The sequence below is a fragment of the Curvibacter sp. GW821-FHT01G03 genome (assembly GCF_059422285.1).
In genome coordinates, this window is the sequence record NZ_JBWKWP010000003.1 from 366,032 (window position 1) to 391,669 (window position 25,638).

Sequence of the window (25,638 nt, forward strand, 5' to 3'; positions counted from 1 at the left end):
CATCAACCCGGAGGGATCAGGTCAGTGCGCCGCGCGCATCCACGCTGATGATGCGTTCGACCACGCCGTGCTCCAGCCCGCCGCGCACGCCGACCAGGTGGTCATGCAGGTTGACGGTGGGGTCGCAATGGCCTGGGATCAGCCACAGGGTCGCGCCCAGCTCAGGCAGCGGCGCGGCAGGGCGCACGGTGGTCAGCAGGCCATGCTCGTCGCCGCCATTGCTGAACACCAGTGGTTCTGCGCCGGGCGGCGTGTGCACGCGGGGCATGCCGCTGTCGACGGCGTGGCTTTTGTGGCCGGCATCGCACACCGCATGGCCGTGGCGGGCGCTGATGACCTGGGTCTTGACGAACAAGGCGTGTTCGAACTGGGGTTGCGCCGGATCGCGCTCATTGAGCGAGTAGTCGGCGTCCATGAACAAAAAGGAGCCGGCCTGCAACTCGCCGTACACCCCGCTGGCAGCCTCCAGCACCAGGGTGCCGGTGCCCGCGCCGGTGATCAGGGGAATCTGGAAACCGGCACTCTGCAGCGCTTCGCAACTGCGGTTCACGGCCTGCACGGCATTGGCAATGGCCTGGCGACGTTCGCTGGCGCTGCGCAGGTGCTGGGCCCCGCCATGGTAGGCGTGCAGGCCACCAAACTGCAGACGCGGCCGGCCTTTGATGTCGCGCACCAAGGCCACGGCAGCCTCGCCGGGCGCCACGCCGCAGCGGCCCTGGCCGACATCGATTTCGACCAGCACGCGCACCCGGGCGCTGCTGTGCGCCAGGGCCTGGTCCAGGCGCTCGATGCCAAGCACACTGTCCACCGCCAGCGTGAGCCAGCCGCCGCGGGTGGCCAGGGTTTGCGCCAACCCGGCCACACGGGCCAGCTTGGCCGGTGCGATCACCTGGTTGCTGATGTAGATGTCGTTCACGCCGCCCGCAGCCAGGGCCTCGGCCTCGCTGGTCTTCTGCACGCAGCAGCCGGTGGCGCCGGCACTGATCAACAAGCGGGCCAGCTCGGCACTCTTGTGCATCTTGGCGTGCGGGCGCCACTGGATCTGGTGCTTGGCACTGAAGTCGACCATGCGCTGGATGTTGCGGTCCATGGCGTCGAGGTCGATCACCAGGGCCGGGGTGTCGATGGCGTCGGTGCCTTGGCCGCGCAGGGCCAGCAGCGCCTCAGGTGGTGTTTTCATCCAGGGACTCGTCTTGAAGGTGTTGGGTGTCGGACCAGCCCACCAGGGTGAAGCCCTGCGGTGTCCAGAGCAGGCGGTTGATGGCGGCATTGCCCAGTGCCCAGGTGCGCGGGGCCTGAAGCTCCTGGCCGGTGGCGGCGCGGTACAGCACATCCATCACACCGCCGTGGGCGACCAGCACGATCTGTTCGCCGGCGTGGCGGGCGGCCAGTTCGGCCGCGGTGCTGACCACACGCTGGCGAAAGCTCAGCAGCGATTCGCCGCCTTCTGGGGCGAACTCGGGGTCGCGGGTGCGCCATTTGTGCGCCTGGTCGGGCAACTCGGTTTCAATCTGGGCAAAGGTGCGGCCTTCGAAACTGCCAAAGCCGCGTTCGCGCAGACCGGTGTGTGGGGTGATGCTGAGGCCGGTGTGCTCGCTGATCTGGCCGGCGGTCTGCCAGGCCCGGGCCAGATCGCTGGCATAGATGGCGTGCAGCGCCTCGGAGGCCAGTGCGGCGCCCACTCGGCGCGCCTGCCACAGGCCCTGATCGTTGAGGGGGATGTCGAGCTGGCCCTGGATGCGGGTGTCCACGTTCCAGGCGGTTTCGCCATGTCGGATGGCAATGATTCGGGTGACGTCCATGGCGACCATTCTAGGCGCCCGACGATGCGGCGAGTGCTTGTGCGCGGCCGCGCTCAGGGCGGCATCATCACGTCGATGTTGACGCGCCGCAGCCCGGTGGGCGGGGTCGGAAAGCCTTGCAGCGAGGCCTCGAAGAGTGCACCCAGGGTGACTTCTTCGCTGCGCGTGAGGCCGTCGCTGGCAGCATGGGTCTCGTACACCGCCTTGCCATCGGTGTGGCTGCGGATCAGCAGGGCCACCTCGCGCAGCACCCGCGGCGGCGCATAGGGCATGCCACCCCAGAGGCCGCGCGTGCCCGAGCCGTAGTACATGCCTCGTCCGGCCCACACCCGGCCCGACCAGCCGTAGCCTGGCCAGCCCCCGAAGGGGTAGGGGGCAAAGGGGTCGGTGACCGTGGTGGTGCGCACACCGACCTGCACGCTGAACTGGGCGTTGGCGTCGTCGCGCTGCAGGCCGACCTTCTCAAGTGCCTTTTGGGCCAGGGCCTCGATGCGGGCCTGGGCTTCAGGCGGTGTGGCCTGTTCCTGCGAGGGCAGGCGCTCGAAACGGAAACGGCTGCCAGGGCTCACCACCGGGGTGCTGGCATAGGTTTCGACATCGCTCTCGACCTGCCAGTGGGTGCTGGCGCAGCCACTCAGCAGCAGGCCCAGCAGGCCCAGCCAGAGCAGCAGGGGCCATCGTGTTGTCGCGCGTTTGCTCATCATGCGAATCTCCTGACCCCGATGGGGGTGACACGCAGAAAGGTCAGAGCTGCACCACCTGCAGGCCGTTCAAGGCCGGGCTGCTGGCGGGAAACTCTTCATGGTCAAAGGCCTTGTCGCCCTCGTCGTCGGCGATGCCGGTGGGGCGCAGGTTCTTGAAGTCGTGCAGTTTGGCGTCCATCAGGTGCGAGGGCACCACGTTCTGCAGCGCCGTGAACATGTTCTCGATGCGGCCAGGGTATTTCTTTTCCCAGTCGCGGATCATGTTGCCGACCTGCTTGCGCTGCAGGTTCTCCTGGCTGCCACACAGCGTGCAGGGGATGATGGGGAACTGGCGGTGCTCGGCCCAGCGGATCAGGTCTTTTTCGGCCACATTGGCCAGCGGGCGGATCACGGTGAACTCGCCGTTGTCGCTGACCAGCTTCGGGGGCATGCCCTTGAGCTTGCCGCCAAAGAACATGTTCAGGAAAAAGGTCTGAAGCATGTCGTCGCGGTGGTGGCCCAACGCCAGCTTGTTGCACTTGAGCTCGCGGGCCACGCGGTACAGGATGCCGCGGCGAAGCCGGCTGCACAGGCTGCACATGGTCTTGCCCTCGGGCACCTTCTCCTTGACGATGGAATAGGTGTCCTGCGTCTCGATGTGGAAGGGAATGCCCAGGCCGGCCAGGTACTCGGGCAGGATGTGGTCGGGAAAGCCTGGCTGCTTCTGGTCGAGGTTGACGGCCACCAGCTCGAAGCTGATGGGCGCACGCGCCTTGAGCTTGAGCAGGATGTCGAGCATGCCGTAGCTGTCCTTGCCGCCCGACATGCACACCATGATGCGGTCGCCGGCTTCGATCATGTTGAAGTCGACAATGGCCTGGCCCACCTGGCGGCACAGGCGCTTTTCCAGCTTGTGGGTTTCGCGCTCGATCTTCAGCTCGCGCTTCTGGGCGTCCGCATCCTCGGCGGAGACGGTGTTCTCGGGGTCAATCCAAACGGCATTCATGGGGCTTATTGTCGCATTGGAGGATCTGTCCTTGTCCAGGCCCTGGCCTCTGGCCTGGTTGGGCAGGTGGGATCCGCACCACGCAACAGGGCGACTCAGGGGTACTGCTGGCGGGCATGCAGTACCCGAAGGATGTCCAGGGTGGAGACGCCCACGCGATAGACCAGAACGTAATTGGGATGGATGACCCGTTCCCGTGTGCCTGGAACACGGCCTGGGCGGAACAGCTCGGGCATGCGTGGAAGGCTTTCGGCGGCCTCAATGACGGCTGTCAGCAGGCGTTCGGCTGCGGGTCCATTGCGTTGCTCGATGTACTCAATGATGTCCACCAGGTCGAGACTGGCTTCAGCGGACCACAGAACGGGCAGCACGGGCTTGGCGACGTTCTTGCAGCAAGGCCTTGACCCGGGCTAACGCGGCATCGTGGGGCAGGCGGGGTTGAGTGCTGTGCAATGCCTCTTCAACCTTGGCGCGGAACCAAAGGTCGTAGGTCGCCGCAGTTTCCTCGGAGGGGCATTCTGAGGAAAAATTGGAGGCACATTCGGAGGCAAGAGGTGTTTGCTCGACAGACATGTCGCAAAGGCTAGCACAGGGTGTGGCGCAAAACCAGAGGAGGCCAACAACCCACCGACCTGCGGTGAGGCGTGCTTCGGTCAGGCCCCTTTCCGGGGCCCGTCCACTCAGGTCTCACCAATGCCCCGTCTCCACCCGGATCGCCACTTCGCAGTCTTCAAAGATTTCCAACTTGGCGATTTTCACGCGCACGCCCAGCACGCCGGGCAGTTGCATCAGGCGGTGGGCCAGCTTGCCGATCAGGCTTTCCAGCAGGTTGACGTGCTCGGCGGTGCATTCGTTGATGATGATCTGTCGCACCTTGCGGTAGTCGAGCACATGGTGGATGTCATCGTCGGTGGGCAGCAGGGGCTGGGTGCCGAGGTTGAGTTCGGCATCGACCTGGATCGGCTGTGGGCTGGTTTTCTCGTGCTCCAGAATGCCCAGGTTGGCGTCGAAGCGCAGGCCGTTCAGGGTCAGGATCTGGGTGCCTTTGGTGTTGTAGCTCATGGTGAAGGGGCGATGTAAGGGCTCATTCACATGAGCGAAAAGTCGCGCTCGAAGCGCATCAGGTGCTGGCCGCCGTCCACCAGCAGGGTGGTGCCGGTGATGGATTGGTTTTCCAGCGCGAATCGTACCGTGGCGGCCACGTCGGCACTGGACGACGAGCGCCCCAGCGGCGACAGCCTGTGCAGTTGCTGAAATTTCTCGTCGCTCAGCATGTGGCTGGTCAGGGTCAGCCCGGGGGCCACGCCGACCAGGCGCAGGCGCGGCGCCAACGCGTGGGCCAGCATGGTGTTGGCGGCTTCCAGGGCCGCTTTTGACAAGGTGTAGCTGAGGAAGTCGGGGTTCTGGTTCCAGAGCTTCTGGTCCAACAGGTTGACGACCACCCCCTGGGCCTGGCGCTGTTGCAGGTGTTGGTGCAGGGCCTGGGCCAGCAGGATGGGCGCGCCGACGTTGCTGCGCAGGTGCTGCTCCAGGGCCGTGAAACTGAAGGTGCCCACGTCGTCGTGCTCGAACAGCGAGGCGCTGTTGACCACGGCGTCGAGCCGTCCCAGCGTCGCCGCCACGCGTGGCACGAGTTGGCGCACGGCGGCTTCGTCCTGCAGGTCGGCGGCGAAGGCGGCCGACCCCGGGGTCAGCGCGGCGCAGTCCAGGGCGGTGGCCTCGGCATCGGTGCGGGAATGGCGGTAATGCACGGCCACGCGCCAGCCATGGCGGGCCAGGTCCAGCGCCATCTCTCGCCCCAGGCGCCGGGCTGCACCCGTGATCAGCACGGTGCGCGGAAGTTCGACGGATTCAACACTTGCTTCGGTCATGGAGGGCGATTGTCCACGCCGCCGCCGCACCGTGCACGGTTCAGGGGCATTGGGGGCTGAGCCATCACGGACCCTGAACATGGACAATATGCGGGTGAGCACGAACCCCATGTCCCCCCCTGATTCCCCCCTGACGGCCGAAAATTCGAGCGATTCGCCGACCGACAACCCCTTGCTGAGCCGCCTGCAGCGCGACATCGAGGCCGCTGGTGGCTGGCTGGGCTTTGACGCCTACATGGCCGCGGCCCTGTACACCCCCGGCCTGGGTTATTACGCCAACGACAGCCGCAAATTCGGCACCTTGCCCGGCTCGGGCAGCGACTTTGTCACCGCGCCCGAGATGTCGCCGCTGTTCGGGCAGGCCCTGGCCACCCAGCTGGCGCAGGCACTGGAGGCCACCGGCACCGATGAGCTGTGGGAGTTCGGTGCCGGCTCGGGCGCCCTGGCAGGGCAACTGCTGACTGCTTTGGGCGATCAGGTGCGCCGCTACACCATCGTCGACCTGTCGGGCAGCCTGCGCGAGCGCCAGCAGCAGACCCTGGCGGCTTTTGGCGACCGGGTGCAATGGGCCTTCGAGCTGCCCGAACGCTTCAGCGGCGTGGTGGTGGGCAACGAGGTGCTCGACGCCATGCCGGTGCAACTGCTGGCCCGCGTCGGCGGCGTCTGGCACGAGCGCGGCGTGGCCGTGCAGCAAGGCCAACTGGTGTGGGCCGACCGCCCCACCGAGCTGCGCCCGCCGCTGGACATCGAGGGCCCGCATGACTACCTGACCGAAATCCACCCCCAGGGCGAGGCCTTTGTGCGCACCCTGTCGGACCACCTGGAGCGCGGTGCGATCTTCTTGATCGACTACGGTTTTGGCGAGAGCGAGTACTACCACCCGCAGCGCCACATGGGCACGGTGATGTGCCACCGCGGCCACCGGGCCGACAGCGACCCGCTGGCCGACCCGGGGCTGAAGGACATCACGGCCCATGTCAATTTCACGGGCATTGCGCTGGCGGGCCAGGAGTCGGGGCTGGATGTGCTGGGCTACACCACCCAGGCGCACTTCCTGATCAACTGCGGCCTGGTGGAGCTGATGCCGACCGATGACCTGGCCCTGCGCAGCATGACGCTCAAGCTCATCACCGAGCATGAGATGGGCGAGTTCTTCAAGGTCATCGCGCTGGGCCGCGGCGCCGAGTGGGCGCCCCTGGGCTTTGCCCACGGCGACCGCACGCACCGGCTCTGAGTGTCTTAAGCCGGCGCCAAGCTTGTCTGTGCCATCCTGGTCGCCATGCACCTGCTGCTGATCGAAGATGACCTGGACCTGGGGCGTGCCCTGCAGGCTGCGCTCCAGCTGGAGGGCTTCAGCTGCGAGTGGTTGCGCCGTGTGGCCGATGCGCCGGCAGTGGTCGACCATGCCTGGGTCGACTGTGTGCTGCTGGACCTCAGCCTGCCCGATGGCGACGGTCTGCAACTGCTGGCGCAGTGGCGGCGCCAGGCCAGTGCGGTGCCGGTGATCGTGATCACGGCGCGCTCGGCCTTGCAGGACCGCCTGGAGGGCCTGGACGGCGGCGCCGACGACTTTCTGGTCAAGCCCTTTGCCCCGGCCGAGCTGGTGTCGCGCATCCGTGCCGTGCTGCGCCGATACGCCCGGCAGGCCAGCGAGGTCTGGAACCTGGGGGAACTGTCGATCGAGCCCCGCGCCCATGTGGCCCGGCTGCACGGGCAGGCGATGGACCTCACCCCGCGCGAATTCAAGCTGCTGCTCGAACTCGCCCGCGAGCCCGGCGCCGTGGTGCCCAAGGGCTTTCTGGCCCAGCGCCTGGAGCCGCTGGGCGAGGCCATCGACTTCAATGCATTGGAGGTGCATGTGTTCAACCTGCGCCGCAAGCTGGGGCCCGAGCGCATTCACACTGTGCGCGGCGTGGGCTACCTGCTGAGGGCCTGAGTTTGTGAGCCTGCACCGACCTCCTGCCGCCCCGGTCTCCCTGATGCGCCGCCTGATGCTGGCCTTGGGCTTGGCCTTTGTGCTGGTGCAACTGGTGCTCACCGGCTACAACTACGCTCGTTTCAAGCATTCGGTCAGCGACCATGCGGCCTTGCTCCAACTGGCTCGGGTGATGGTGCAAGGCCTGCGCATCATCGAACAGCCGGCCGACGCCGCCACCGTGGCGGCCACGGCCGACATCATGCTCAATGCCTCACGTGCCGACCCGGGCAGCAATCAGGGCCACGCGCTGGCGCCCCTGTGGCTGGAGCTGCGGGCCCGCGAGGGGGGGCAACGCCTTTACGCCAGCGCAACGCTGGGCGATCAGCCTTTGCTGGGGCAGCCCGATCAGGTGCAGTCGCAGACCTTGCAGGGCCGCCTGGTTTGGGTGGCGCAGGTCGACGACGCGCGTTGGTCGCTGCGCCTGGCCACGGTGGGCGTGGCCGACAGCACGGCGCTGACCTGGATTGCCAGCGACCTGTTGCCCAACCTGCTGATCGCCTTTCCGTTTGCGCTGCTGCCGGTGGTGCTGGTGGTGTGGCGTGGCCTGCGGCCCTTGAGCCAGCTCAGCGCCCAGCTTCAGCAGGCTCGGGGCGACGACCTGTCGCCGCTGGTGGTGGACGAACGCTACACCGAGATCCGCACCGTGGGGGTGGCATTCAATGCGGTGCTGGGCCGCCTGCGGGAGCGCCTGGCCCTGGAGCGCGCCCGATTGCAGGATGCCGCCCATGAATTGCGCACCCCGATGGCCGTGATGGCCGCCCAGGCGCACTGGCTGCTGCAGGCCGACAGCGAGACGGATCGGCAGGCCGCCCACGCCGGTTTGCAGCAGGCCATCGAGCGCGCCTCGCACCTGACCCAGCAACTGTTGGTGCTGGCGGCCCTGGACGAGGCCCGGCCGGCCCCCGATGCCCGGCCGGTGGACGTGGCCGAGCTGTGTCGGCAGAGCCTGGCCGCCTTCAGCGCACGCGCCCTGGCCGCCGGGGTGGACCTGGACCTGGACAGCCCGGACAGCCTGGCCTGGCCCCTGCCGGCCAGTGCCTGGCAATCAATGCTCGACAACCTGCTGGACAACGCCTTGCGCTATGGCCCCCGTCAAGGGGGGCGGGTGCAGGTCACGCTGGCCCGGCAGGACGATGGGGCCTTGTGCCTGGGCGTGCGCGATGACGGGCCTGGCATTGCCCAGGCGGAGCAGGCCCACATTTTTGAGCGCTTTGTGCGGGGTCGGGGGCAGCAGGCCGGTGGTGCCGGGGGCGCCGGCCTGGGCCTGGCCATCGTGCGTCAGGCGGCGCGCTCGCTTGGCGGTGATGTCTGCCTGGGGCCGGGGCTGGCGGGGCGAGGCATCGGTTTCGAGGTGCGGCTGCCGGGGCTGCAGCACAGGGCCTGATCTTCAGCTGTGCCCAAGGTGGCGCTGGTCAGAATGCAGATGGACGGGGGCCTTGGGACCAGGCCCCGTCCTCGAAAAGTACCGCATGACCCGCTGAACAAGGAGTTGACATGAATTTTCCGGGGATGGACGCCGACAGCAGCCGCCTGCTGCTGCAGGTCTGGACGGGCAGCTACCTGATGGAGGCCGGGCGCTACGTGGTCGTGGCCCTGCTGCTGTGGGGCGGGGTTCACGTTCTGCTGCGCCGACGGCTGGCGCATCGCGTCATCTCGGGCTGGCCGCGCCAGGCCGACCTGAAGCGCGAGATCGTCTATTCCCTGATGTCGATGGCAGTGTTTGCCGGCATCAGCCTGGGGGTGGTGGCCCTGATCTGGAACGGCCAGTTTGTGGTGTACCGCCAGGCCGGGCGCTACGGCTGGGCCTGGTTCTGGCTGAGCCTGCCACTGATGCTGGTGTTTCACGACGCCTATTTTTACTGGACGCACCGCCTGCTGCACTCGCGCTGGCTGTTTCGCCACGTTCATGGGGTGCACCACCGCTCGCGCAACCCTTCGCCTTGGGCGGCCTATGCCTTCCACCCGGTCGAGGCCTTGATCAATGGCCTGGTCACACCCCTGATCCTGTGGGCCGTGCCGGTGCATGGCGGGGTGCTGCTGGTGTTTTCGCTGCATCAGATCATCCGCAACGCCCATGGCCACCTGTCCATCGAGACCCTGCCGCGCGGTTTTGCCCGTCACTGGCTGGGGCGGCACTTCACCACCACCACCCACCACCACCTGCACCACGAGAACGGCCGAGGCAACTACGGGTTGTGGTTCACGGGGTGGGACCGCTGGTGTGGTACCGAGCAGCCCCAGTATCTGGCGCGTTTTGACGCGGCCACCGCGGCGCGACCCGTGGGAGACCCGGAACACGCTCTACACTCGGCGGCATGATCCGCTGGTTCATCGTCGTCTTTCTGGTGCTGGTGCTCATCAGCGGCATCACGCCCTGGTTGCAGCGCCTGGGCTTTGGCCGCCTGCCGGGCGACTTCCGCTTTCGCCTGTTCGGCCGAGAATGGTCGATTCCGCTGGCCTCCACCGTGGTGCTGAGCCTGGCACTCAGCGTCGCGGCGCGCTGGCTTTGAGCAGGTAAATTCCGCGTAAAAGAGCGCGGCTCCGGCCCTCCGTGTGGGGCCCCTTCCCTAAGATGCGCTCGGCCTTGCAGCTTCTGCGGGGTTTCTCTGACTTGTGTTTGTAAGAAATCGCTTACCATAATTGCCAAGTCAAAGCTTGGTATTTAGGGCGTTTTCGGGTGTTGGCATGAGTTCCCCTGTCCTGTCTCCTCTTCAATGTGCCGTGCAGCTGCGCGCGAGTGTGCTGCAGTTGGCGCGCCGTCTGCGCCCAGGCCTGGAGGCCGAGGGCATGGGCACGCTCAAGCTCAGCGTGCTCAGTCGCCTGGGCCGGCAGGGCGCCATGAGCCCGACCGAACTGGCTCGCGGCGAAGGCGTTCGATTGCAATCGCTCACCCGCCTGCTCGCCGAGCTGGCCTCTGAGGGCTGGGTGCGTCGCTCTGACGACCCGGCTGACGGACGCCGCTCGCTGCTGGCCCTTACCCCAGCCGGAGTGGCAGGCCTGCGCGCCGCGGTGGAGGCGGCCGAGCAGGCCATGGCCGCCCACTTGGCTGCCTTGCCCGCCGATGAGCTCGCCCTGCTGCAGCAGGCCTGCGGTCTGCTGGATCGTCTGGAGCAATCGCTCAGCGCGACCGGAGGCTTTCGTGCCCAACTCAGCGAATGAGCCCCGGTGCCCTCTCGGCCCGCTGGGGTCTGCGCCCCCTGCCTGCGGCATTTCTGTTGTCCCCTTTTGTCCCGGGCCTGTCCCGAACCTTGGCTGATCTTCCATGACCGACCCCAACGCCCACTCCGAACCCAGCGCCTTGTCTCCCGTGTCTGCTGCGCCCCTGCCGACCCCGGCGGGGGGCTTGCCTCCGCCGCGGCGCCGTTCCCGCGCGGGGCTGGTCGGCTTGCTCATCCTGCTGCTGGGCCTGGGGGCCGGTGGTGCCTGGTACTGGAAGAAGCAGGGCGCCACGCCCCCCGAGGGCGCGGCCGAAGGGGCTGGCGCCGCGGCCGGGGCGCGCCGTTTCGGCGCCGGCAACCGGCCCCAGCCGGTGTCGGCCCGGGCGGCCAAGCGCCAGGACCTGCGGGTGTCAGTCAATGCCATTGGCACCATCACGGCGCTCAATACCGCCACGGTGCGAGCCCGCGTGGATGGCGAGTTGCGCCGCATCCTGTTCACGGAAGGCCAACAGGTGAAGGCGGGTGATTTGCTGGCGGAGATCGACCCCCGAGCCTACGAAGTTGCGCTGGCCCAGATGCAGGGCCAGCTGCAGCGCGATGCCGCGCAATTGAAGAATGCCGAGCTGGACCTGGCACGTTACCGCGATCTGCTGGCCAAGGACTCGATCGCCAAGCAGCAGGTGGACACCCAGGAGGCCTTGGTGGGCCAGCTCAAAGGCACGGTGCAGTCCGATCAGGCCCAGGTGGACAACGCGCGCCTGCAGCTCTCCTACACGCGGGTGACCGCGCCCATCAGCGGGCGCCTGGGCCTGCGCCAGGTCGACCTGGGCAATATCGTGCACGCCAGTGACACCACCGGGCTGGTCACCATCACCCAGACGCAGCCGATCGCGGTCGTGTTTGCCGTGCCTGAGGCTCACCTGCCGCAGATCACGCGGCGCCTGCAGGCCAAGGGCAGTGTGCTGGCCGTGGAGGCCTGGGACCGCGAGCAGCGCAAGCGCCTGGCCCAGGGCCGGGTGCTGACCACCGACAACGCCATCGACACCACCACGGGCACCATCAAGCTCAAGGCCGAGTTTCCCAACGCGGATGGCACGCTGTTCCCGAACCAGTTTGTCAACATCCGGCTGCAGCTCGACACCCTGCCCAACGCCCTGGTCGCCCCCAACAACGCCATCCAGCGGGGCAGCATGGGCACCTTTGTGTACCTGGTGAAGGACGATGGCAGCGTCACGCTGCGCAAGGTCACGACCGGCGCGGTCGATGGCGACTGGGTGGCCATCGAGGGTGAGGTCGAGCCGGGGGATCGCCTGGTCACCGACGGTGCCGACCGCCTGCGTGAAGGCGCCAAGGTAGAGGTGATCGAAGCCAAGCGCGGCAGCCGGCCCGGTGCGGGTGCCCCCTCTGGGGCCCCAGCAGGCGCCGCCGCGGGCCCTGAGGCGGGTGCAGGAAAGCCCGCGGCAGCCCCGGCCCAGAGCCAGAGCGATGCGGCCGCCGCGCCCACATCACCTTCCGCATCTTCCGCATCTTCCAAGGGCAATGCTGCTGCCCCGGCCAACGCCTCGGCATCCGCACCCTCTGCCGCTCCCTCCCCGGGCACCAGTGCCGAGGGCGAAGCCCGCCCGCGCTGGATGGACGCCCTGCCGCCCGAGCTGGTGGAGAAGCTCAAGGCCATGCCGCCCGAGGAGCGTCGCGCCTATTTGCAAAAGCTGCGTGAGCGTCGCCAGCAGCGCGAAAGCGGGGGCTGAGCCATGCGCCACGCTGTGCTACCGAAGCCCGCTTTGCGGTGGAGCACCTCCGCATGAACCTGTCGCGCCTTTTCATCTTGCGGCCGGTGGCCACCTCCTTGCTGATGGTGGCCTTGTTGCTGGTGGGCCTGCTGGCCTACCGGCTGCTGCCCCTGTCGGCCCTGCCTGAGGTCGATTACCCCACCATCCAGGTCACCACCCTGTACCCGGGCGCGAGCCCCGATGTGGTCACCTCGTCCATCACGGCGCCGCTGGAGCGACAGTTCGGCCAGATGCCGGGCTTGTCGCAGATGTCGTCCACCAGTTCGGGGGGGGCCTCGGTGATCACCCTGCGCTTCACGCTCGATGTGACGCTCGACGTGGCCGAGCAGCAGGTGCAAGCCGCCATCAATGCCGGCAGCAACCTGCTGCCCAGTGACCTGCCCATGCCGCCCACCTACAGCAAGGTGAACCCGGCCGACGCCCCCATCCTGACCCTGGCCATCACCTCGCCCACGCTGCCGGTGATCCGGGTGCACGATTTGGTCGAGTCTCGTGTGGCGCAAAAGATCTCTCAGGTGGCCGGTGTGGGCATGGTGGGCATCGCAGGCGGGCGCCGCCCGGCTGTGCGCATCCAGGCCGACCCGGCGGTGCTGGCTGCGGCCGGCCTCACGCTGGAGGACGTGCGCACCGCCATCACGGCGGCCAACGTCAACCAGGCCAAGGGCAGCTTCGACGGCTACTCCCGCGCCTCGACCGTGGACGCCAACGACCAGCTCAAGTCGGCGCGCGAGTACGCCCAGTTGATCCTGGCCTACAAGAATGGCAACCCGATCCGCCTCAAGGACATGGCTGCCGTGGTGGACGACGCCGAGAACCTGCGGCTGGCGGCCTGGGCCGATCTGCAGCCCGGCGTGATTCTCAACGTGCAGCGCCAGCCTGGGGCCAACGTGATCGAGACGGTGGACCGCATCAAGGCCCTGCTGCCCCAGCTCAAGGCCACGTTGCCCGCGTCGGTCGAGGTGCAGGTGCTGACCGACCGCACCACCACCATCCGCGCCTCGGTGGAGGACGTGCAGTTCGAACTGGCCCTGGCCGTGGCCCTGGTGGTGATGGTGATCTTCATCTTCCTGCGCAGTGTCTCGGCCACGTTGATCCCGGCGGTGGCGGTACCGCTGTCGCTGGTCGGCACCTTTGGGGTGATGTACCTGGCCGGCTTCTCGATCAACAACCTCACGCTGATGGCGCTGACCATCGCCACCGGCTTTGTGGTGGACGATGCCATCGTGATGATCGAGAACATCGCGCGCTATGTGGAAGAGGGCGACAGCCCGCTGGAGGCGGCCCTCAAGGGCAGCAAGCAGATCGGCTTCACCATCATCTCGCTGACCATTTCGCTGATCGCGGTGCTGATCCCGCTGTTGTTCATGGCCGATGTGGTGGGGCGCCTGTTTCACGAATTCGCCATCACGCTGGCGGTGTCCATCCTGATCTCGGCCGTGGTCTCGCTCACGCTCACGCCCATGCTGTGCGCACGGGTGCTGCGCCACACGCCCGAAGAAAGCCACGGCCGCCTGTACCAGGCCACGGGCCGCTTCTTCGACCGCATGATTGCCGGCTATGGCCGCATGCTGTGCTGGGTGCTGGATCGTCAGGCCCTGACCCTGCTGGTCTTTGCCGCCACGCTGGGGCTGACGGCCTTGCTCTACCTCTGGGTGCCCAAGGGCTTTTTCCCGGTGCAGGACACCGGGGTCATCCAGGGCATCACCGAGGCCTCGCAGGACACCTCGTTCGCCGCCATGGCCGAGCGCCAGCAGGCCCTGGCCGAGCAGGTGCTGCAAGACCCGGCGGTGGCCAGCCTGTCGTCCTTCATCGGGGTGGACGGCGCCAATGCCACGCTCAATGCCGGCCGCATGCTGATCAACCTGAAGCCGCGTGAAGCGCGCGACGTGACGGCCAGCGAGGTGATCCGGCGCCTGACGGCCAATCTCAAGGCCGTGCCCGGCATCGCGCTGTACATGCAACCGGTGCAAGACCTGACCATCGAAGACCGGGTGGCGCGCACGCAATACCAGTTCATGCTGTCCTCGCCCAACATCGATGAGCTCGGCCGTGTGGCCCGTGACCTGGTGGAGCGACTCAAGAAGCGCCCCGAGCTGGCCGACGTGGCCACCGATCTGCAGGATCAAGGCCTGCAGGCCTGGGTCGACATTGACCGCGATGCGGCGGGGCGCCTGGGCGTCACGGTGGCCGGCATCGACGCCGTGCTGTACGACGCCTACGGCCAGCGCCTGATCTCGACCATCTTCACCCAGACCACGCAATACCGGGTGGTGCTGGAGGTCAAGCCCGCTGACAAACTGGGCCCGCAGGCCCTGTCGCGCCTGTACGTGCCCACCAGCGCGGGCGGGGTGGTGCCACTCAGCACGGTGGCCCGGGTCACCGAGCGCCCGGTGTCGCTGGCGGTCAACCACGCGGGGCAGATCCCCTCGGTGACGATTTCTTTCAACGCCGGGCCCGGGGCCTCGCTGGGTGAGGCGGTGGAGGCCATCAAGGCCGAGCAGGCGGCCATGGACCTGCCGGCCAGCGTGGAGAGCGGCTTCCAGGGCGCGGCCCTGGCCTTCCAGGCGTCGCTGACCAACACCCTGCTGCTGATCCTGGCCGCGGTGGTGACGATGTACATCGTGCTGGGCGTGCTGTATGAAAGCTACATCCACCCGGTGACCATCCTCTCCACCCTGCCTTCGGCCGGGGTGGGGGCGTTGCTGGCCCTGCTGGCGGCCCGGTTGGACCTGGGCATCATCGCCATCATCGGCATCGTGCTCCTGATCGGCATCGTGAAGAAGAACGCGATCATGATGATCGACTTCGCCCTGGAGGCCGAGCGAGAGCAGGGTCTGGCCCCGCGCGATGCCATCTACCAGGCCTGCCTGCTGCGCTTCCGGCCCATCCTGATGACCACGCTGGCGGCTTTATTGGGCGCCCTGCCGCTGATGCTGGGCACCGGGACGGGGAGTGAGTTGCGGCATCCGCTCGGGGTCACCATGGTGGGGGGGCTGATCGTCAGTCAGATGCTGACCTTGTTCACCACGCCGGTGATTTATTTGAGCTTTGCTGGGCTGGCTCGGCGGTGGCGGGAGGCACGAGCATGAACGGCGTTCGTGATCGCCGTGGCGCTTTTCTAGCTGCATGCCTTGTTTCAGGTCGGAGGCCGGGATTGCGCCCCGGCGGGCGCCTCACTTTTTTTGCTTCGCCAAAAAAAGTAAGCAAAAAAAGGCGACCCGACGTGCACGCCCTGCTGCGCAGGGTCCGCTGCGCTGCTCAGCTTGGGCGGGGTCTCGCTAAACTCGCTGCGCTCAAACAGACGCGAGCCCTTTTTCCGCCCAAGTCTGCGCTGCTCGCCGTGCCCAACGGGAAGGTGGGATCGGGAACCGACGGCTGCTGCTGCGCAGCGACGCCTGTTTGTTTCAATCAGAAGGCGCGGCTGCTTCGCAGCGCGGGTGCGCATTGGCGCTCTGCCCTATACAACCAACACCGATACACCAGCGCCGCTGGATGCACAGGCGCGACTGATTTCGTCAGTGCGTTCGCAAGCTCGCCCGCACCCGCCTTTCCCGTGGGGCAGGGCCGAGCAGCGGAGTGCCAGGGGGATCAGGCCCCGCGTCTGTCTGAGCGCAGCGAGTTTAGCGGGGACCCCCCTGGCGCGAGCAGCGCAGGGAACCACGAAGTGGCCCTGACTTCGGGTCGCCTTTCTTTTGGGTACTTTGCTTTGGCGAAGCAAAGAAAAGTGCCTCGGCCGCCGGGACGAACCCCCGGCCTCCGCCCTCAAACAAATAGCAGAACGACCAGAGCGCAGCGGCGAACACAACCAGCGCCAGCAAGCGCCAGCTGCGCAACTGAGAGGCTCAAAACATGAACTTCTCCGAACCATTCATCCGCCGCCCCATCGCGACCACCCTGATCACGATGGGCATCATCCTGGCTGGCATCATCGCCTTCTTCATGCTGCCGGTGGCCCCCCTGCCGCAGGTCGACTTCCCCACCATCTCGGTGTCGGCCAGCCTGCCCGGCGCCAGCCCCGAGACCATGGCCACCACGGTGGCCACGCCGCTGGAGCGCGCGCTGGGCAGCATTGCGGGGGTGTCCGAGATCACCTCCTCGTCCTCGCTGGGCAACACGCGGGTCACGCTGCAGTTCGATCTGGACCGAGACATCAATGGCGCCGCGCGCGATGTGCAGGCCGCCATCAATGCCTCGCGCGCCCTGTTGCCCACGGGCCTGCCCAGCAACCCCACCTACCGCAAGGTGAACCCGGCCGATTCGCCCATCCTGATCCTGTCCATGACCTCGGATGTGTTGGCGCGCGACCAGATGTACGACGCCGCCTCCACCGTGCTGGCGCAGCGCCTGGCCCAGGTCAACGGCATTGGCCAGGTGGTGGTGGGGGGCGGGGCTCTGCCGGCGGTGCGGGTCGAACTGGACCCGGGCCGGCTGGCGGCCAGTGGCATTGCCATCGACAACGTGCGGGCCGCCCTGGTGGCCACCAACACCAACCGGCCCAAGGGCAATGTGGAAGACGGTGCCCGCAACTGGCAGATCGGCGCCAACGACCAGGCCTTCAGCGCGGCTGAGTACGCGCCCGTGGTGCTGCGCTATGCCAACGGCAACGCGATCCGGCTGCGCGACGTGGGCCAGGTCATCGACTCGGTGCAGGACGTGCGCAACTACGGCGTGTCCGACGGCAAGCCGGCCATCCTGCTGATCCTTTTCAAGCAGCCTGGGGCCAACATCATCCAGACCGTGGACGAGGTGCGGGCCCTGCTGCCGCAGCTGCGCGCCTCGATCCCGACGGCCATCGACCTGGGGGTGGCGGTGGACCGCACCCCCACCATCCGTGCTTCGCTGCGCGAGGTGGAGCGCTCGCTGGCGATCTCGGTGGGGCTGGTGATCCTGGTGGTGTTCGTGTTCCTGCGCCACTTGCGCTCGGCGTTGATCCCCAGCGTGGCGGTGCCGGCCTCGCTGGCCGGCACCTTCGGTGTCATGTACCTGTGCGGCTACAGCCTGGACAACCTCTCGTTGATGGCCCTCACCGTGGCCACCGGCTTTGTGGTGGACGACGCCATCGTGGTGCTGGAGAACATCTCGCGCCACATCGAGCGCGGCAAGACGCCTTTGCAGGCCGCGCTGGCGGGCAGCCGTGAGATTGGCTTCACCGTGGTGTCCATCAGCCTCTCGCTGATCGCGGTGTTCATCCCGGTGCTGCTCATGGGGGGGGTGGTGGGGCGTTTGTTCCGTGAGTTTGCCGTGGTGCTGTCGGTGGCCATCCTGGTGTCGATGGTGGTGTCGCTCAGCACCACACCCATGATGTGTTCGGTGCTGCTCAAATCCCATGCGCCGGCGGCCCAACCCGGGCGCTGGGCGCGCCTGGGACTGCGGCTGCGACGCGGTGCGCAGCGTGCCTACCGGCGTACGCTGGCGCTGGCCATGCGCTGGCAACCGATCACGCTGCTGCTGCTGGCCGGTGTGGTGGGGCTGAACGTCTACCTGTACCGCGAGGTGCCCAAGGGCTTTTTCCCGCAGCAGGACACGGGCCGCATCATGGGCAACATCCGCGCTGACCAGGCCACCTCGTTTCAGGCCATGCAGCGTCGGCTGGATCGCTTCATGGGCATCGTGCGCAGCGACCCGGCGGTGGAGTCGGTGAGCGGCTTCACGGGCGGTGGGCAACGCAACACCGCGTCGATGTTCATCTCGCTCAAGCCGCTGGCCGTGCGCGGCGTGAGCGCCGACCAGGTGGTGGCCCGCCTGCGGGCCAAGCTCTCGAAGGAGCCGGGCGCCACCCTGTTCATGGTGCCGGTGCAGGACATCCGCATCGGGGCGCGGGGCTCCAATTCGCAGTACGAGTACACCTTGCTGGCCGACACGCTGGAAGACCTGCGCGCCTGGGAGCCGCCGATCCGGCGCGCCATCATGCAGCTGCCCGAGTTGGTGGACGTGAACTCCGACATGCAGGAAAAGGGCTTGCAGAACTCGCTGGTGATCGACCGCGATCAGGCCAGCCGCCTGGGGCTGAGCCTGGCGGCCATCGACACCACGCTCAACGATGCCTTCGGGCAGCGCCAGGTGGGGGTGATCTACAACCCGCTCAACCAGTACCGCGTGGTGATGGAGCTGGCGCCCGAGTACCAGCAGTCGCCCGAGTCGCTGCTGCAGCTGCGCTTCACCAGCAGCAGCGGGGCGCAGGTGCCGCTGTCGGCCTTCGCCCGGGTAGAGCTGACCAACACGCCGCTGTCGGTCACGCACGAGGCCGGTGCGCCCGACACCACCATCAGCTTTGCGCTGGCGCCCGGGGTGTCGCTGTCGCAGGCCACCGAGGCGGTGAACAACGCCGTGGCGTCCCTGGGGGTGCCGGTCAGTGTGCGCGGCTCGTTTGGCGGCACGGCGGGGGCGTTCCAGAAGTCCATGTCCAGCCAGCCCTTGCTGATCCTGGCGGCGCTGATCACCATCTACCTGGTGCTGGGCATCCTGTACGAGGACCTGATCCACCCGGTGACGATTCTCTCCACGCTGCCTTCGGCCGGCGTGGGCGCCTTGCTGGCGCTGATGCTGACCGACACCGAGTTCTCGATCATCGCGCTGATCGGGGTCATCCTGCTGATCGGCATCGTGAAGAAGAACGCCATCATGATGATCGACTTTGCCATCACCCGGCAGCGGCGGGCGGCCGAGACCGGGGCCCGGCTCACGGCGGCCCAGGCCATCTACCGCGCTTGTCAGCTGCGGGTGCGCCCCATCCTGATGACCACGGTGGCGGCCATCTTCGGCGCGGTGCCTTTGGCACTGGGCGCCGGTGACGGGGCCGAGCTGCGTCGCCCGCTGGGCATTGCCATCGTGGGCGGCCTGCTGTTCAGCCAACTGCTCACGCTCTACACCACGCCGGTGGTGTTTGTCTGCATGGACCGCCTGCGCCAACGCCGGGCGCGCCGCCGTGCCGCTGCCACCGTTGCCGCTGCGGTTGCCCTGCCGCGACCGGCCCTGTCTGTTGAAAGTGCTGCTCCATGATGTTGTCTTCCCCGCCTAGCTTGTCGCGGTTCCCGCTGCGCCCGTGTGCCGCGCTGGCGCTGTTGCTGCTCCTTGGCGCCTGCTCGCAAGCGCCCGTCTACCAACGCCCCGAAGTAGCCACGGCGCCCGCCTTTCGCGAAGCCGGCTGGCAGGCGGCCCATGCCGCCAGCCCCGACGTCCCGGACGACTGGTGGTTGCAGTTCGACGACCCCGTGCTGACGGGCCTGCAGACCCGGGTGCTGGTGAACAACCAGAACCTGCAGACCGTGTTGGCCCAGTGGCGCACGGCCGAGGCCAGCCTGGCCTCCAGCCGCGCGGCGCGCTACCCCACGGTCACGGGCAGCCTGGGCGAGACGCGCAGCCGCAGCGGCACCACCAGCAGCACCGGCACCAGCACCTCGGCCAGCCCGGTCAACATCGTGTCGGCCTCGGCCAATGCCAGCTGGGACGCCGACCTGTGGGGCCGCCTGGCCGGAGCGGTCGACGTGGCCGGTGCCCAGTTGCAGGCCAGTCGTGACGATCTGCTGGCCGCGCGCCTGTCGGTGCAGATCTCGCTGGCGCAAAGCTATTTCTCCTTGCGCAGCGTCGAGTCACAGGCCGAGTCGGTGGCGCGGGCCGTGGCCGCCTATGACAAATCGCTGCAGCTGACCCGCAACCGCTACGGCGCCGGTGTGGCCTCGTCGGCCGATGTGGCGCAGGCCCAGACCCAGCTCAAGTCGGCCCAGGCCCAGCTGATCGAGCTGCGCCTGCAGCGCAGCCAACTCGAGCATGCGATCGCCGTGTTGCTGGGCGAGGCCCCGGCCAACTTCAGCCTGCCGGTGACGGCCCGCCTGCCCCGGCTGCCCGAGGCCCCGCCACTGCTGCCGGCCACGCTGTTGCAGCGCCGCCCCGACATCGCGGCGGCCGAACGCCGCGTGGCGGCCGCCAACGCCCAGGTGGGGGTGACCAAGGCGGCCTTCTTCCCGGCGCTGACCTTGTCGGCCGGCGCGGGCTACCGGGCCAACCAATGGGCCGACCTGACCAGTCTGCCGCATCGCTTCTGGTCGCTGGGCCCCAGTCTGGCGCTGGCCTTGTTTGATGCCGGCGGCCGCGAGGCTGTCACCAACCAGGCTTTGGCTGCCGTGGATCAGGCAGCGGCCAATTACCGGCAAGTGGTGCTGACCGCCTTCCAGGAGGTGGAAGACAACCTGGTGGCCGTGGCAGCCCTGCGTGACGAGGCAGCCGTGCAGGCCGAGGCCCTGGAGGCGGCCCAGCGTGCCCTGACCATCACCGAGAACCAGTACAAGGCCGGTACGGTGAGTTATCTGAACGTGATCAGCGCTCAATCCACCGCCTTGAGCGCCGAAAACACACTGACCAGCGTGAAGAACCGTCAGTTGCTCGCCGTGGGGCAGTTGCTCAAGAATGCGGCTGGGCGTTGGGATGCTCCGCTGGCCCCGCCGGCCACGGCACCGCGCTGAAGGGCCCGATTTTCTTTACACGGCGAGCAGGAACCCTGAGCGCGATTTGCTTTCAAAATCAGGGTATCAAGGCATTCTTGCCGGAGGCACATCACCATGAAACCCGTCATCGTCATCAGTTCGGCCCTGTTGCTGGCCGCCACGGGCGCCCAGGCCCAGGAGCAAGGTCGCGTCATCTCGTCCACCCCGGTCTACCAGCAGGTGGCGGTGCAACGCCCCAGCTGCACGGTGCAGCAGGTGGCTGTGCAACCCCCCAAGTCGGGCGCGGGGGCCCTGATGGGCGCCGTGGCTGGCGGGGCGCTGGGCAATGCCGTGGGCGGTGGCGCCGGGCGTGCCGTGGCCACCATGGCCGGGGTCATGGGGGGCGCCATCCTGGGCGACAGCATCGAGGGCTCGGCCCCGGCCCAGGTCAGCAACGTGCAGCAGTGCAGCACCCAGACCGTGTACGAAAACCGTGCCGTGGGCTACAACGTGGTCTATGAGTACGGTGGCCGCCAGTACAGCGCCCAGATGCCCAGCGATCCGGGCCCCACGGTGCAGTTGCAGGTCAGCCCGGTGGCCCAGCAGGTGGCCGCACCGGTCGCTGCACCGGTGTATGCCCCGCCCGTGGCCCAGACGGTCTATACCGAAACCTACCCTGCCACCACCTACGTGAGCGCACCGCCGGTGGTCTATGCCGCGCCTACGTACTATGCGCCGTCCTACTACCCGGCCGCCACTTTTGGCCTGGGTCTGGGCCTGGGTTATTGGGGAGGGTGGCGCGGGGGTTACCACGGGGGCGGTCGCCACTGGCGCTGAACCCATGGGCCTGTCACAGGCCCATGGACTGGGCCACGGCATGCACCCGGGCCGCGTGCACGGCGTCCCCCACGGCTTTGCCCTGGGCACCCCGGGCAGCCGCTTCGGCCGCGACCACGGCGGTGATCACCGAGCGCGCTGCCGCCAGCACCTGGCGCAGGTGCACGGCTTGGGGGTAGGGTTTTTCTTCGAGCCCCAGACGCCCTCGCGCATCGCATTCACAGGCCAACAGGATCTCTTCAAAACGCTCGGGCTTGCGCAGGGCGTCGCAGCGCTCCAGCAGGCGCACCAGGGCGGCGGCCCCGAAGTCGCTGCTGCGGTGCAGGTTGCCGTGTTCACGCGCGACCACGTCGGCCAGCTCGCGGCAGTCCACTGGCACGCGCAGACGCTGGGCCACGTCTTTCAGCAGACGGGCACTGCGTTCTTCGTGCCCGATGTGGCGCGGCAGCACGTCGGCCGGCGTGGTGCCCTTGCCCAGGTCGTGGCCCAGGCAGGCGTAGCGCACGGCCAGCGGGGCCTGCAGGCGGGCTGACATGTCCAGCACCATCATGGCGTGCACGCCGGTGTCCACCTCGGGGTGGTAGTCGGCCCGCTGGGGCACGCCCCACAGGCGGTCGAGCTCGGGCAGCAGGCGCTTGAGCGCACCGCAGGCCCGAAGCACCTCGAACTGGCGCGACGGGCGCTCGGTCATCAGGCCGCGCGCCAGCTCCTGCCACACCCGCTCGGGCACCAGGTGGTCCACTTCGCCGTCCTCGACCATGTCCTGCATCAGGGCCAGGGTTTCGGGCGCCAGCGTGAAGTCGGGGAAGCGGGCGGCAAAGCGGGCCACGCGCAGGATGCGCACCGGGTCTTCGCGGAAAGCCGGAGTCACATGGCGCAGCACCCGCTTTTGCAGGTCTTGTTGTCCCCCCCAGGGGTCGATCAGGCTGCCCGTACCGGGGTGCTCCGGGTCGATGCGCCCGGTGGCTGGGTCGGGGTGCAGCGCCTGGGCAATGGCGTTGATGGTCAGGTCGCGCCGGGCCAGGTCGTCTTCCAGGCGCACATCGGGGGAGGCCTGCACCACAAAACCCTTGTAGCCGCGTCCGCTCTTGCGTTCGGTGCGGGCCAGCGCGTATTCCTCATGGGTCTGCGGATGCAGGAACACCGGAAAATCCTTGCCCACTGGCGCAAAGCCCAGGCCCGCCATGGCCTCGGGGGTGCCACCCACCACCACCCAGTCGCGGTCTTGCACGGGCATGCCCAGCAGTGCGTCGCGCACCGCACCACCCACCAGGAAGATCTGCATGGCCACGTGTCCCGGGGTGTCAGCGCTTGAGGCGGTAGGGTTCTTCAAAGGCCAGAAAGTCCTGCTCGGCCAGTGCGTCGTCGACCCAGGCCCGCACGCCGGGCAGGGCCATCACCCGCTGCACGTAGGCGGCCACCGTGTCGGACATGGGCAGCCCGTAGGTGTTCAAGCGGGTGCAGATCGGTGCGAAGTAGGCGTCGGCAACGCTGAACTCGCCGAACAGCAGGGGGCCGCCGTGGTCAGCCAGGGCATCGCGCCACAGGGTTTCCAGTCGTTCGACGTCGGCGCGCACGCCGGCGTGGTCGCGCCAGACCAGGGCCCCGACGTCGGGCAGGCTGGCTTCGATGTTCATGGGGCAGTGGCTGCGCAGGGCGGTGAAGCCCGAGTGCATCTCGGCGCACAGACTGCGCGCGCGGGCGCGTGCCTTGCGGTCGGTGGGCCACAGCTGTTTTTCGGGGAAGGCTTCGGCCAGGTACTCGGCGATCGACAACGTGTCCCAGATCGCCAGATCGCCGTCCAACAGCACGGGCACCTTGCCGGCCACCTTGAGGCGGGCCAGCGCGCGCTTGAAAGCAGAATCGGGTGCGAAAGAGTCGAAGCGCACCTTGACCTCTTCGAACTCGATGCCGGCCTGGCGCAGCAGCACCCAAGGCCGCATGGACCACGAGGAGTAATTCTTGTTGCCGATCACCAGCTTGAGCATGTGCTTTCCTTCCGCAGGGGCCGGGCCCCGACCGGTGCCAGAGGCGAGGCGTCCGGCAGTTTCGAGAGGCCAGCATCATGCCACGCTGACGGAGCCTCTGCAGCGGCCTCATCTACACTTGTTGCATGTTGTTGCGTGATTGGCTGTCGTCCGTGTGGGAGCCGCGGCGTCTGAGCGTGGCGCAGTGGTGGGCCGGCGGGGCCGTACTCTTGTTCATGCTGGCCTTGCTGGCACTGGTGCTTTCGCAGGCCGGTGGGCGCCAGGCCGTCCGGTCGCCAGGCGGTGGGGCTGAGCTGACTTTGCGCGCCGGCGCCGAAGGCTTGCCCCTGGCCGGGGTGATGGGGGTGTTCGTGGACACCACAGGACACTTGAGCGTGGACGACGTGCGCGCCCCTGCGAACCAGGCGCGCTTTGAAGTCCCGACCCGGCCGGTGGCCACCAACATGAACACCCAGCCCTACTGGTTTCGCATCCCCGTGCGTCAGTTGGGCCGCGATGGCGACTGGCTGATTTCAGTGCCTTCGGTGGCTGCCAGCGAGCTGGCTTTTCACGGCCCCTATGACTCTGCAGGGCAGGCTTTGGCGCCCCCTGTGGTCATGGGCATCACCCACCCCTACAGTGCCCGCCCGCTGGGCGCGGAGCGCATGGTGTACCGCTTTCACCTGGCGCAGCCCGGCGACTACGTGATCTACCTGCGTGCCGTCTCGCGCCTGGGCCAGATCTATGCGCTGACGGCCTGGGACACCGGCGAGTACATGGCCGGGGTGCAGACCAAGCGCCTGTTCGACGGCTTGAGTTACGGCATTTTGCTGGGCATGCTGGCCTACAACCTGGTGCTGCTGGTGTTGTTCCGTGACCGTGTGTACGCGTACTACCTGCTGAATTGCGCCAGCGCGCTGCTCACGATTGCCAGCTTCAATGGTCATGTGGCGCGTTACCTGTGGCCAGACCAGCCCGGGTGGGCCGAGTGGGTCTATGTGCTGGCGCCGGCGACGTGGATTGTGGGGGCCATCCTGTTCGCCCGCCGTTTCCTGGACCTGGCCCGCTATGCCCCGCTGGTCGATCGCCTGGCACAGGGCCTGATGGGTTTGATGCTGCTGTCGATGGTGCTGGGCCTCATGGGGCACTGGCGCTGGCTGGTGTCGGCCACCGAGATCGGCTCCATGGTGGGGGCCGTCACGGGTCTGGCCGGGGCCTTGCTCGGGTTGCGCCATGGCTACCGGCCGGCGGGTCTTTACATCCTGGGGCTGATCGTGGTCTTTGTTGCGGCTTTTTTGCTGGTGCTGTCGAACTGGGGCGTGCTGCATTGGACGGCGATGCATCTGAACGTGCTGCAGTTGGGGGTGGCGGCTGAGCTGCTGGTGTTCTCCGTGGCCCTGGGCACCCGCATCCGTGTGCTGCGCCGTGCGCAGACCGAACTGCATGCCCGTGCCGAGCACCTGGCCATCGTGGCCGAAACCGACACCCTGACTGGGGCCGCCAATCGGGCCGGACTGGCCCAGGTGGCGCAGCGACTGCTGCAGCCCGGCCAGCGGCATGCGCTGCTGTTGCTGGACCTGGACGACTTCAAGCCGATCAACGACCGCTTCGGCCACGAAGCCGGCGACCAGATGCTGCAGGAGGTCGCGCGGCGCCTGCGTGAGCAGGTCCGGCCCGCCGATGTCGTGGCCCGTCTGGGGGGCGATGAGTTCGTGATCCTGCTCACCGGCCTGCACGAGCGCCAGCGCCTGGGGCAGGTGGCCCACCGCGTGCTGCAGTCGCTGCGTGCCCCGATGGCGTGGCAAGGCCACCCCCTGAGCGTGGGGGCCAGCCTGGGTCTGGCGCGCTTCCCGGACGATGGGGCCAATCTGCCGGGGCTGCTGCGGGCGGCGGATCGGGCGATGTACCACGTCAAGCAGGATGGGCAGACGGGGTTTGCCTTCCACGAGGATTTGCCGGATGTGTTTGCGAGTTTGCCCAGGGGGTTGTGAGGGGCGAGCCTTGTCCACTTGTTGTGGGTTGTTTGGTGTCGCTTCGCTCTGGTGGTTCTGCTCTTTGTTTCAGGGCGGAGGCCGGGGTTGCGGCCCGGCGGCCGCCTCACTTTCTTTGCTTCGCCAAAGAAAGTA

The 25,638-nt window shown here is 67.7% G+C and carries 22 protein-coding genes; 12 read left to right on the forward strand and 10 right to left on the reverse strand.

What is annotated here, in order from left to right; genetic code table 11:
* Window positions 1-16 precede the first annotated feature (16 nt).
* The 8 genes from AC07VS_RS05905 to AC07VS_RS05940 form a co-directional block, all read right to left on the reverse strand.
* Window positions 17-1,180, reverse strand: a complete 1,164-nt coding sequence (locus tag AC07VS_RS05905; protein ID WP_494750423.1) for a DSD1 family PLP-dependent enzyme — start codon at window positions 1,178-1,180, stop codon at window positions 17-19.
* Window positions 1,164-1,802: a histidine phosphatase family protein gene (locus AC07VS_RS05910; protein ID WP_492350317.1), complete on the reverse strand. Its 639-nt coding sequence runs from the start codon at window positions 1,800-1,802 to the stop codon at window positions 1,164-1,166. Before AC07VS_RS05910 ends, AC07VS_RS05905 begins: the two co-directional genes overlap by 17 nt.
* Window positions 1,803-1,855: 53 nt before the next feature.
* Window positions 1,856-2,506, reverse strand: coding sequence for a DUF4136 domain-containing protein (locus tag AC07VS_RS05915; RefSeq protein ID WP_492350316.1), 651 nt, complete (start codon window positions 2,504-2,506; stop codon window positions 1,856-1,858).
* A 40-nt stretch (window positions 2,507-2,546) separates the two neighbouring features.
* Entirely contained in the window at window positions 2,547-3,491 is a 945-nt protein-coding gene (gene ttcA / locus AC07VS_RS05920) for a tRNA 2-thiocytidine(32) synthetase TtcA (protein WP_494750424.1), read from the reverse strand.
* 95 nt (window positions 3,492-3,586) lie between these two features.
* Complete coding sequence (locus tag AC07VS_RS05925) at window positions 3,587-3,862, reverse strand: type II toxin-antitoxin system RelE/ParE family toxin (protein ID WP_494750425.1); 276 nt, start codon at window positions 3,860-3,862, stop codon at window positions 3,587-3,589.
* Window positions 3,837-4,064: a type II toxin-antitoxin system RelB family antitoxin gene (gene relB / locus AC07VS_RS05930; RefSeq protein WP_494750426.1), complete on the reverse strand. Its 228-nt coding sequence runs from the start codon at window positions 4,062-4,064 to the stop codon at window positions 3,837-3,839. The genes AC07VS_RS05925 and relB overlap by 26 nt, the downstream gene beginning before the upstream one ends.
* A gap of 114 nt (window positions 4,065-4,178) precedes the next feature.
* Window positions 4,179-4,553: a dihydroneopterin aldolase gene (locus AC07VS_RS05935; protein ID WP_492350313.1), complete on the reverse strand. Its 375-nt coding sequence runs from the start codon at window positions 4,551-4,553 to the stop codon at window positions 4,179-4,181.
* A 26-nt stretch (window positions 4,554-4,579) separates the two neighbouring features.
* Complete coding sequence (locus AC07VS_RS05940; protein ID WP_492350312.1) at window positions 4,580-5,362, reverse strand: SDR family oxidoreductase; 783 nt, start codon at window positions 5,360-5,362, stop codon at window positions 4,580-4,582.
* A 109-nt stretch (window positions 5,363-5,471) separates the two neighbouring features.
* On the opposite strand from AC07VS_RS05940, the gene AC07VS_RS05945 reads away from it, so the two are divergent.
* The 11 genes from AC07VS_RS05945 to AC07VS_RS05995 all read left to right on the forward strand — a co-directional run bounded on the left by AC07VS_RS05945 (window position 5,472) and on the right by AC07VS_RS05995 (window position 21,545).
* Entirely contained in the window at window positions 5,472-6,596 is a 1,125-nt protein-coding gene (locus AC07VS_RS05945; RefSeq protein WP_494750427.1) for a class I SAM-dependent methyltransferase, read from the forward strand.
* 45 nt (window positions 6,597-6,641) lie between these two features.
* Window positions 6,642-7,298, forward strand: coding sequence for a response regulator (locus AC07VS_RS05950; RefSeq protein WP_492350310.1), 657 nt, complete (start codon window positions 6,642-6,644; stop codon window positions 7,296-7,298).
* Window positions 7,299-7,302: 4 nt separating this feature from the next.
* Window positions 7,303-8,724, forward strand: coding sequence for an ATP-binding protein (locus tag AC07VS_RS05955; protein WP_494750428.1), 1,422 nt, complete (start codon window positions 7,303-7,305; stop codon window positions 8,722-8,724).
* 110 nt (window positions 8,725-8,834) lie between these two features.
* On the forward strand, window positions 8,835-9,659 hold the full coding sequence (locus AC07VS_RS05960) for a sterol desaturase family protein (RefSeq protein WP_494750429.1): 825 nt from the start codon (window positions 8,835-8,837) through the stop codon (window positions 9,657-9,659).
* Window positions 9,656-9,850: a DUF2905 domain-containing protein gene (locus tag AC07VS_RS05965; RefSeq protein WP_019575982.1), complete on the forward strand. Its 195-nt coding sequence runs from the start codon at window positions 9,656-9,658 to the stop codon at window positions 9,848-9,850. Before AC07VS_RS05960 ends, AC07VS_RS05965 begins: the two co-directional genes overlap by 4 nt.
* A gap of 175 nt (window positions 9,851-10,025) precedes the next feature.
* The gene (locus tag AC07VS_RS05970) at window positions 10,026-10,499 is read left to right on the forward strand and encodes a MarR family winged helix-turn-helix transcriptional regulator (RefSeq protein WP_494750430.1); all 474 of its coding nucleotides are present in this window, start codon (window positions 10,026-10,028) and stop codon (window positions 10,497-10,499) included.
* Window positions 10,500-10,602: 103 nt separating this feature from the next.
* Window positions 10,603-12,246, forward strand: a complete 1,644-nt coding sequence (locus tag AC07VS_RS05975) for an MdtA/MuxA family multidrug efflux RND transporter periplasmic adaptor subunit (protein WP_494750431.1) — start codon at window positions 10,603-10,605, stop codon at window positions 12,244-12,246.
* Window positions 12,247-12,299: 53 nt separating this feature from the next.
* Complete coding sequence (locus AC07VS_RS05980) at window positions 12,300-15,377, forward strand: MdtB/MuxB family multidrug efflux RND transporter permease subunit (RefSeq protein ID WP_494750432.1); 3,078 nt, start codon at window positions 12,300-12,302, stop codon at window positions 15,375-15,377.
* Between the two features lie 760 nt (window positions 15,378-16,137).
* On the forward strand, window positions 16,138-19,287 hold the full coding sequence (locus tag AC07VS_RS05985; RefSeq protein WP_492350742.1) for a multidrug efflux RND transporter permease subunit: 3,150 nt from the start codon (window positions 16,138-16,140) through the stop codon (window positions 19,285-19,287).
* Window positions 19,284-20,747 carry an efflux transporter outer membrane subunit gene (locus tag AC07VS_RS05990; protein WP_494659164.1) on the forward strand — a complete coding sequence of 488 codons (1,464 nt, stop codon included), beginning with the start codon at window positions 19,284-19,286 and terminating at the stop codon, window positions 20,745-20,747. Before AC07VS_RS05985 ends, AC07VS_RS05990 begins: the two co-directional genes overlap by 4 nt.
* A 96-nt stretch (window positions 20,748-20,843) precedes the next feature.
* Entirely contained in the window at window positions 20,844-21,545 is a 702-nt protein-coding gene (locus AC07VS_RS05995) for a glycine zipper 2TM domain-containing protein (RefSeq protein WP_494750433.1), read from the forward strand.
* A 13-nt stretch (window positions 21,546-21,558) separates the two neighbouring features.
* On the opposite strand, the gene AC07VS_RS06000 is transcribed toward AC07VS_RS05995, so the two are convergent.
* Both AC07VS_RS06000 and AC07VS_RS06005 read right to left on the reverse strand, forming a co-directional pair.
* Window positions 21,559-22,830 (reverse strand): multifunctional CCA addition/repair protein, encoded by a 1,272-nt coding sequence (locus AC07VS_RS06000; protein WP_492350739.1) that lies wholly within the window; start codon window positions 22,828-22,830, stop codon window positions 21,559-21,561.
* A gap of 19 nt (window positions 22,831-22,849) precedes the next feature.
* Window positions 22,850-23,533 (reverse strand): glutathione S-transferase family protein, encoded by a 684-nt coding sequence (locus tag AC07VS_RS06005; protein WP_492350738.1) that lies wholly within the window; start codon window positions 23,531-23,533, stop codon window positions 22,850-22,852.
* 125 nt (window positions 23,534-23,658) lie between these two features.
* Between AC07VS_RS06005 and AC07VS_RS06010 the strand changes: the two genes are divergently transcribed.
* Complete coding sequence (locus AC07VS_RS06010; RefSeq protein ID WP_492350737.1) at window positions 23,659-25,503, forward strand: diguanylate cyclase domain-containing protein; 1,845 nt, start codon at window positions 23,659-23,661, stop codon at window positions 25,501-25,503.
* The last annotated feature ends 135 nt before the right edge of the window (window positions 25,504-25,638 follow it).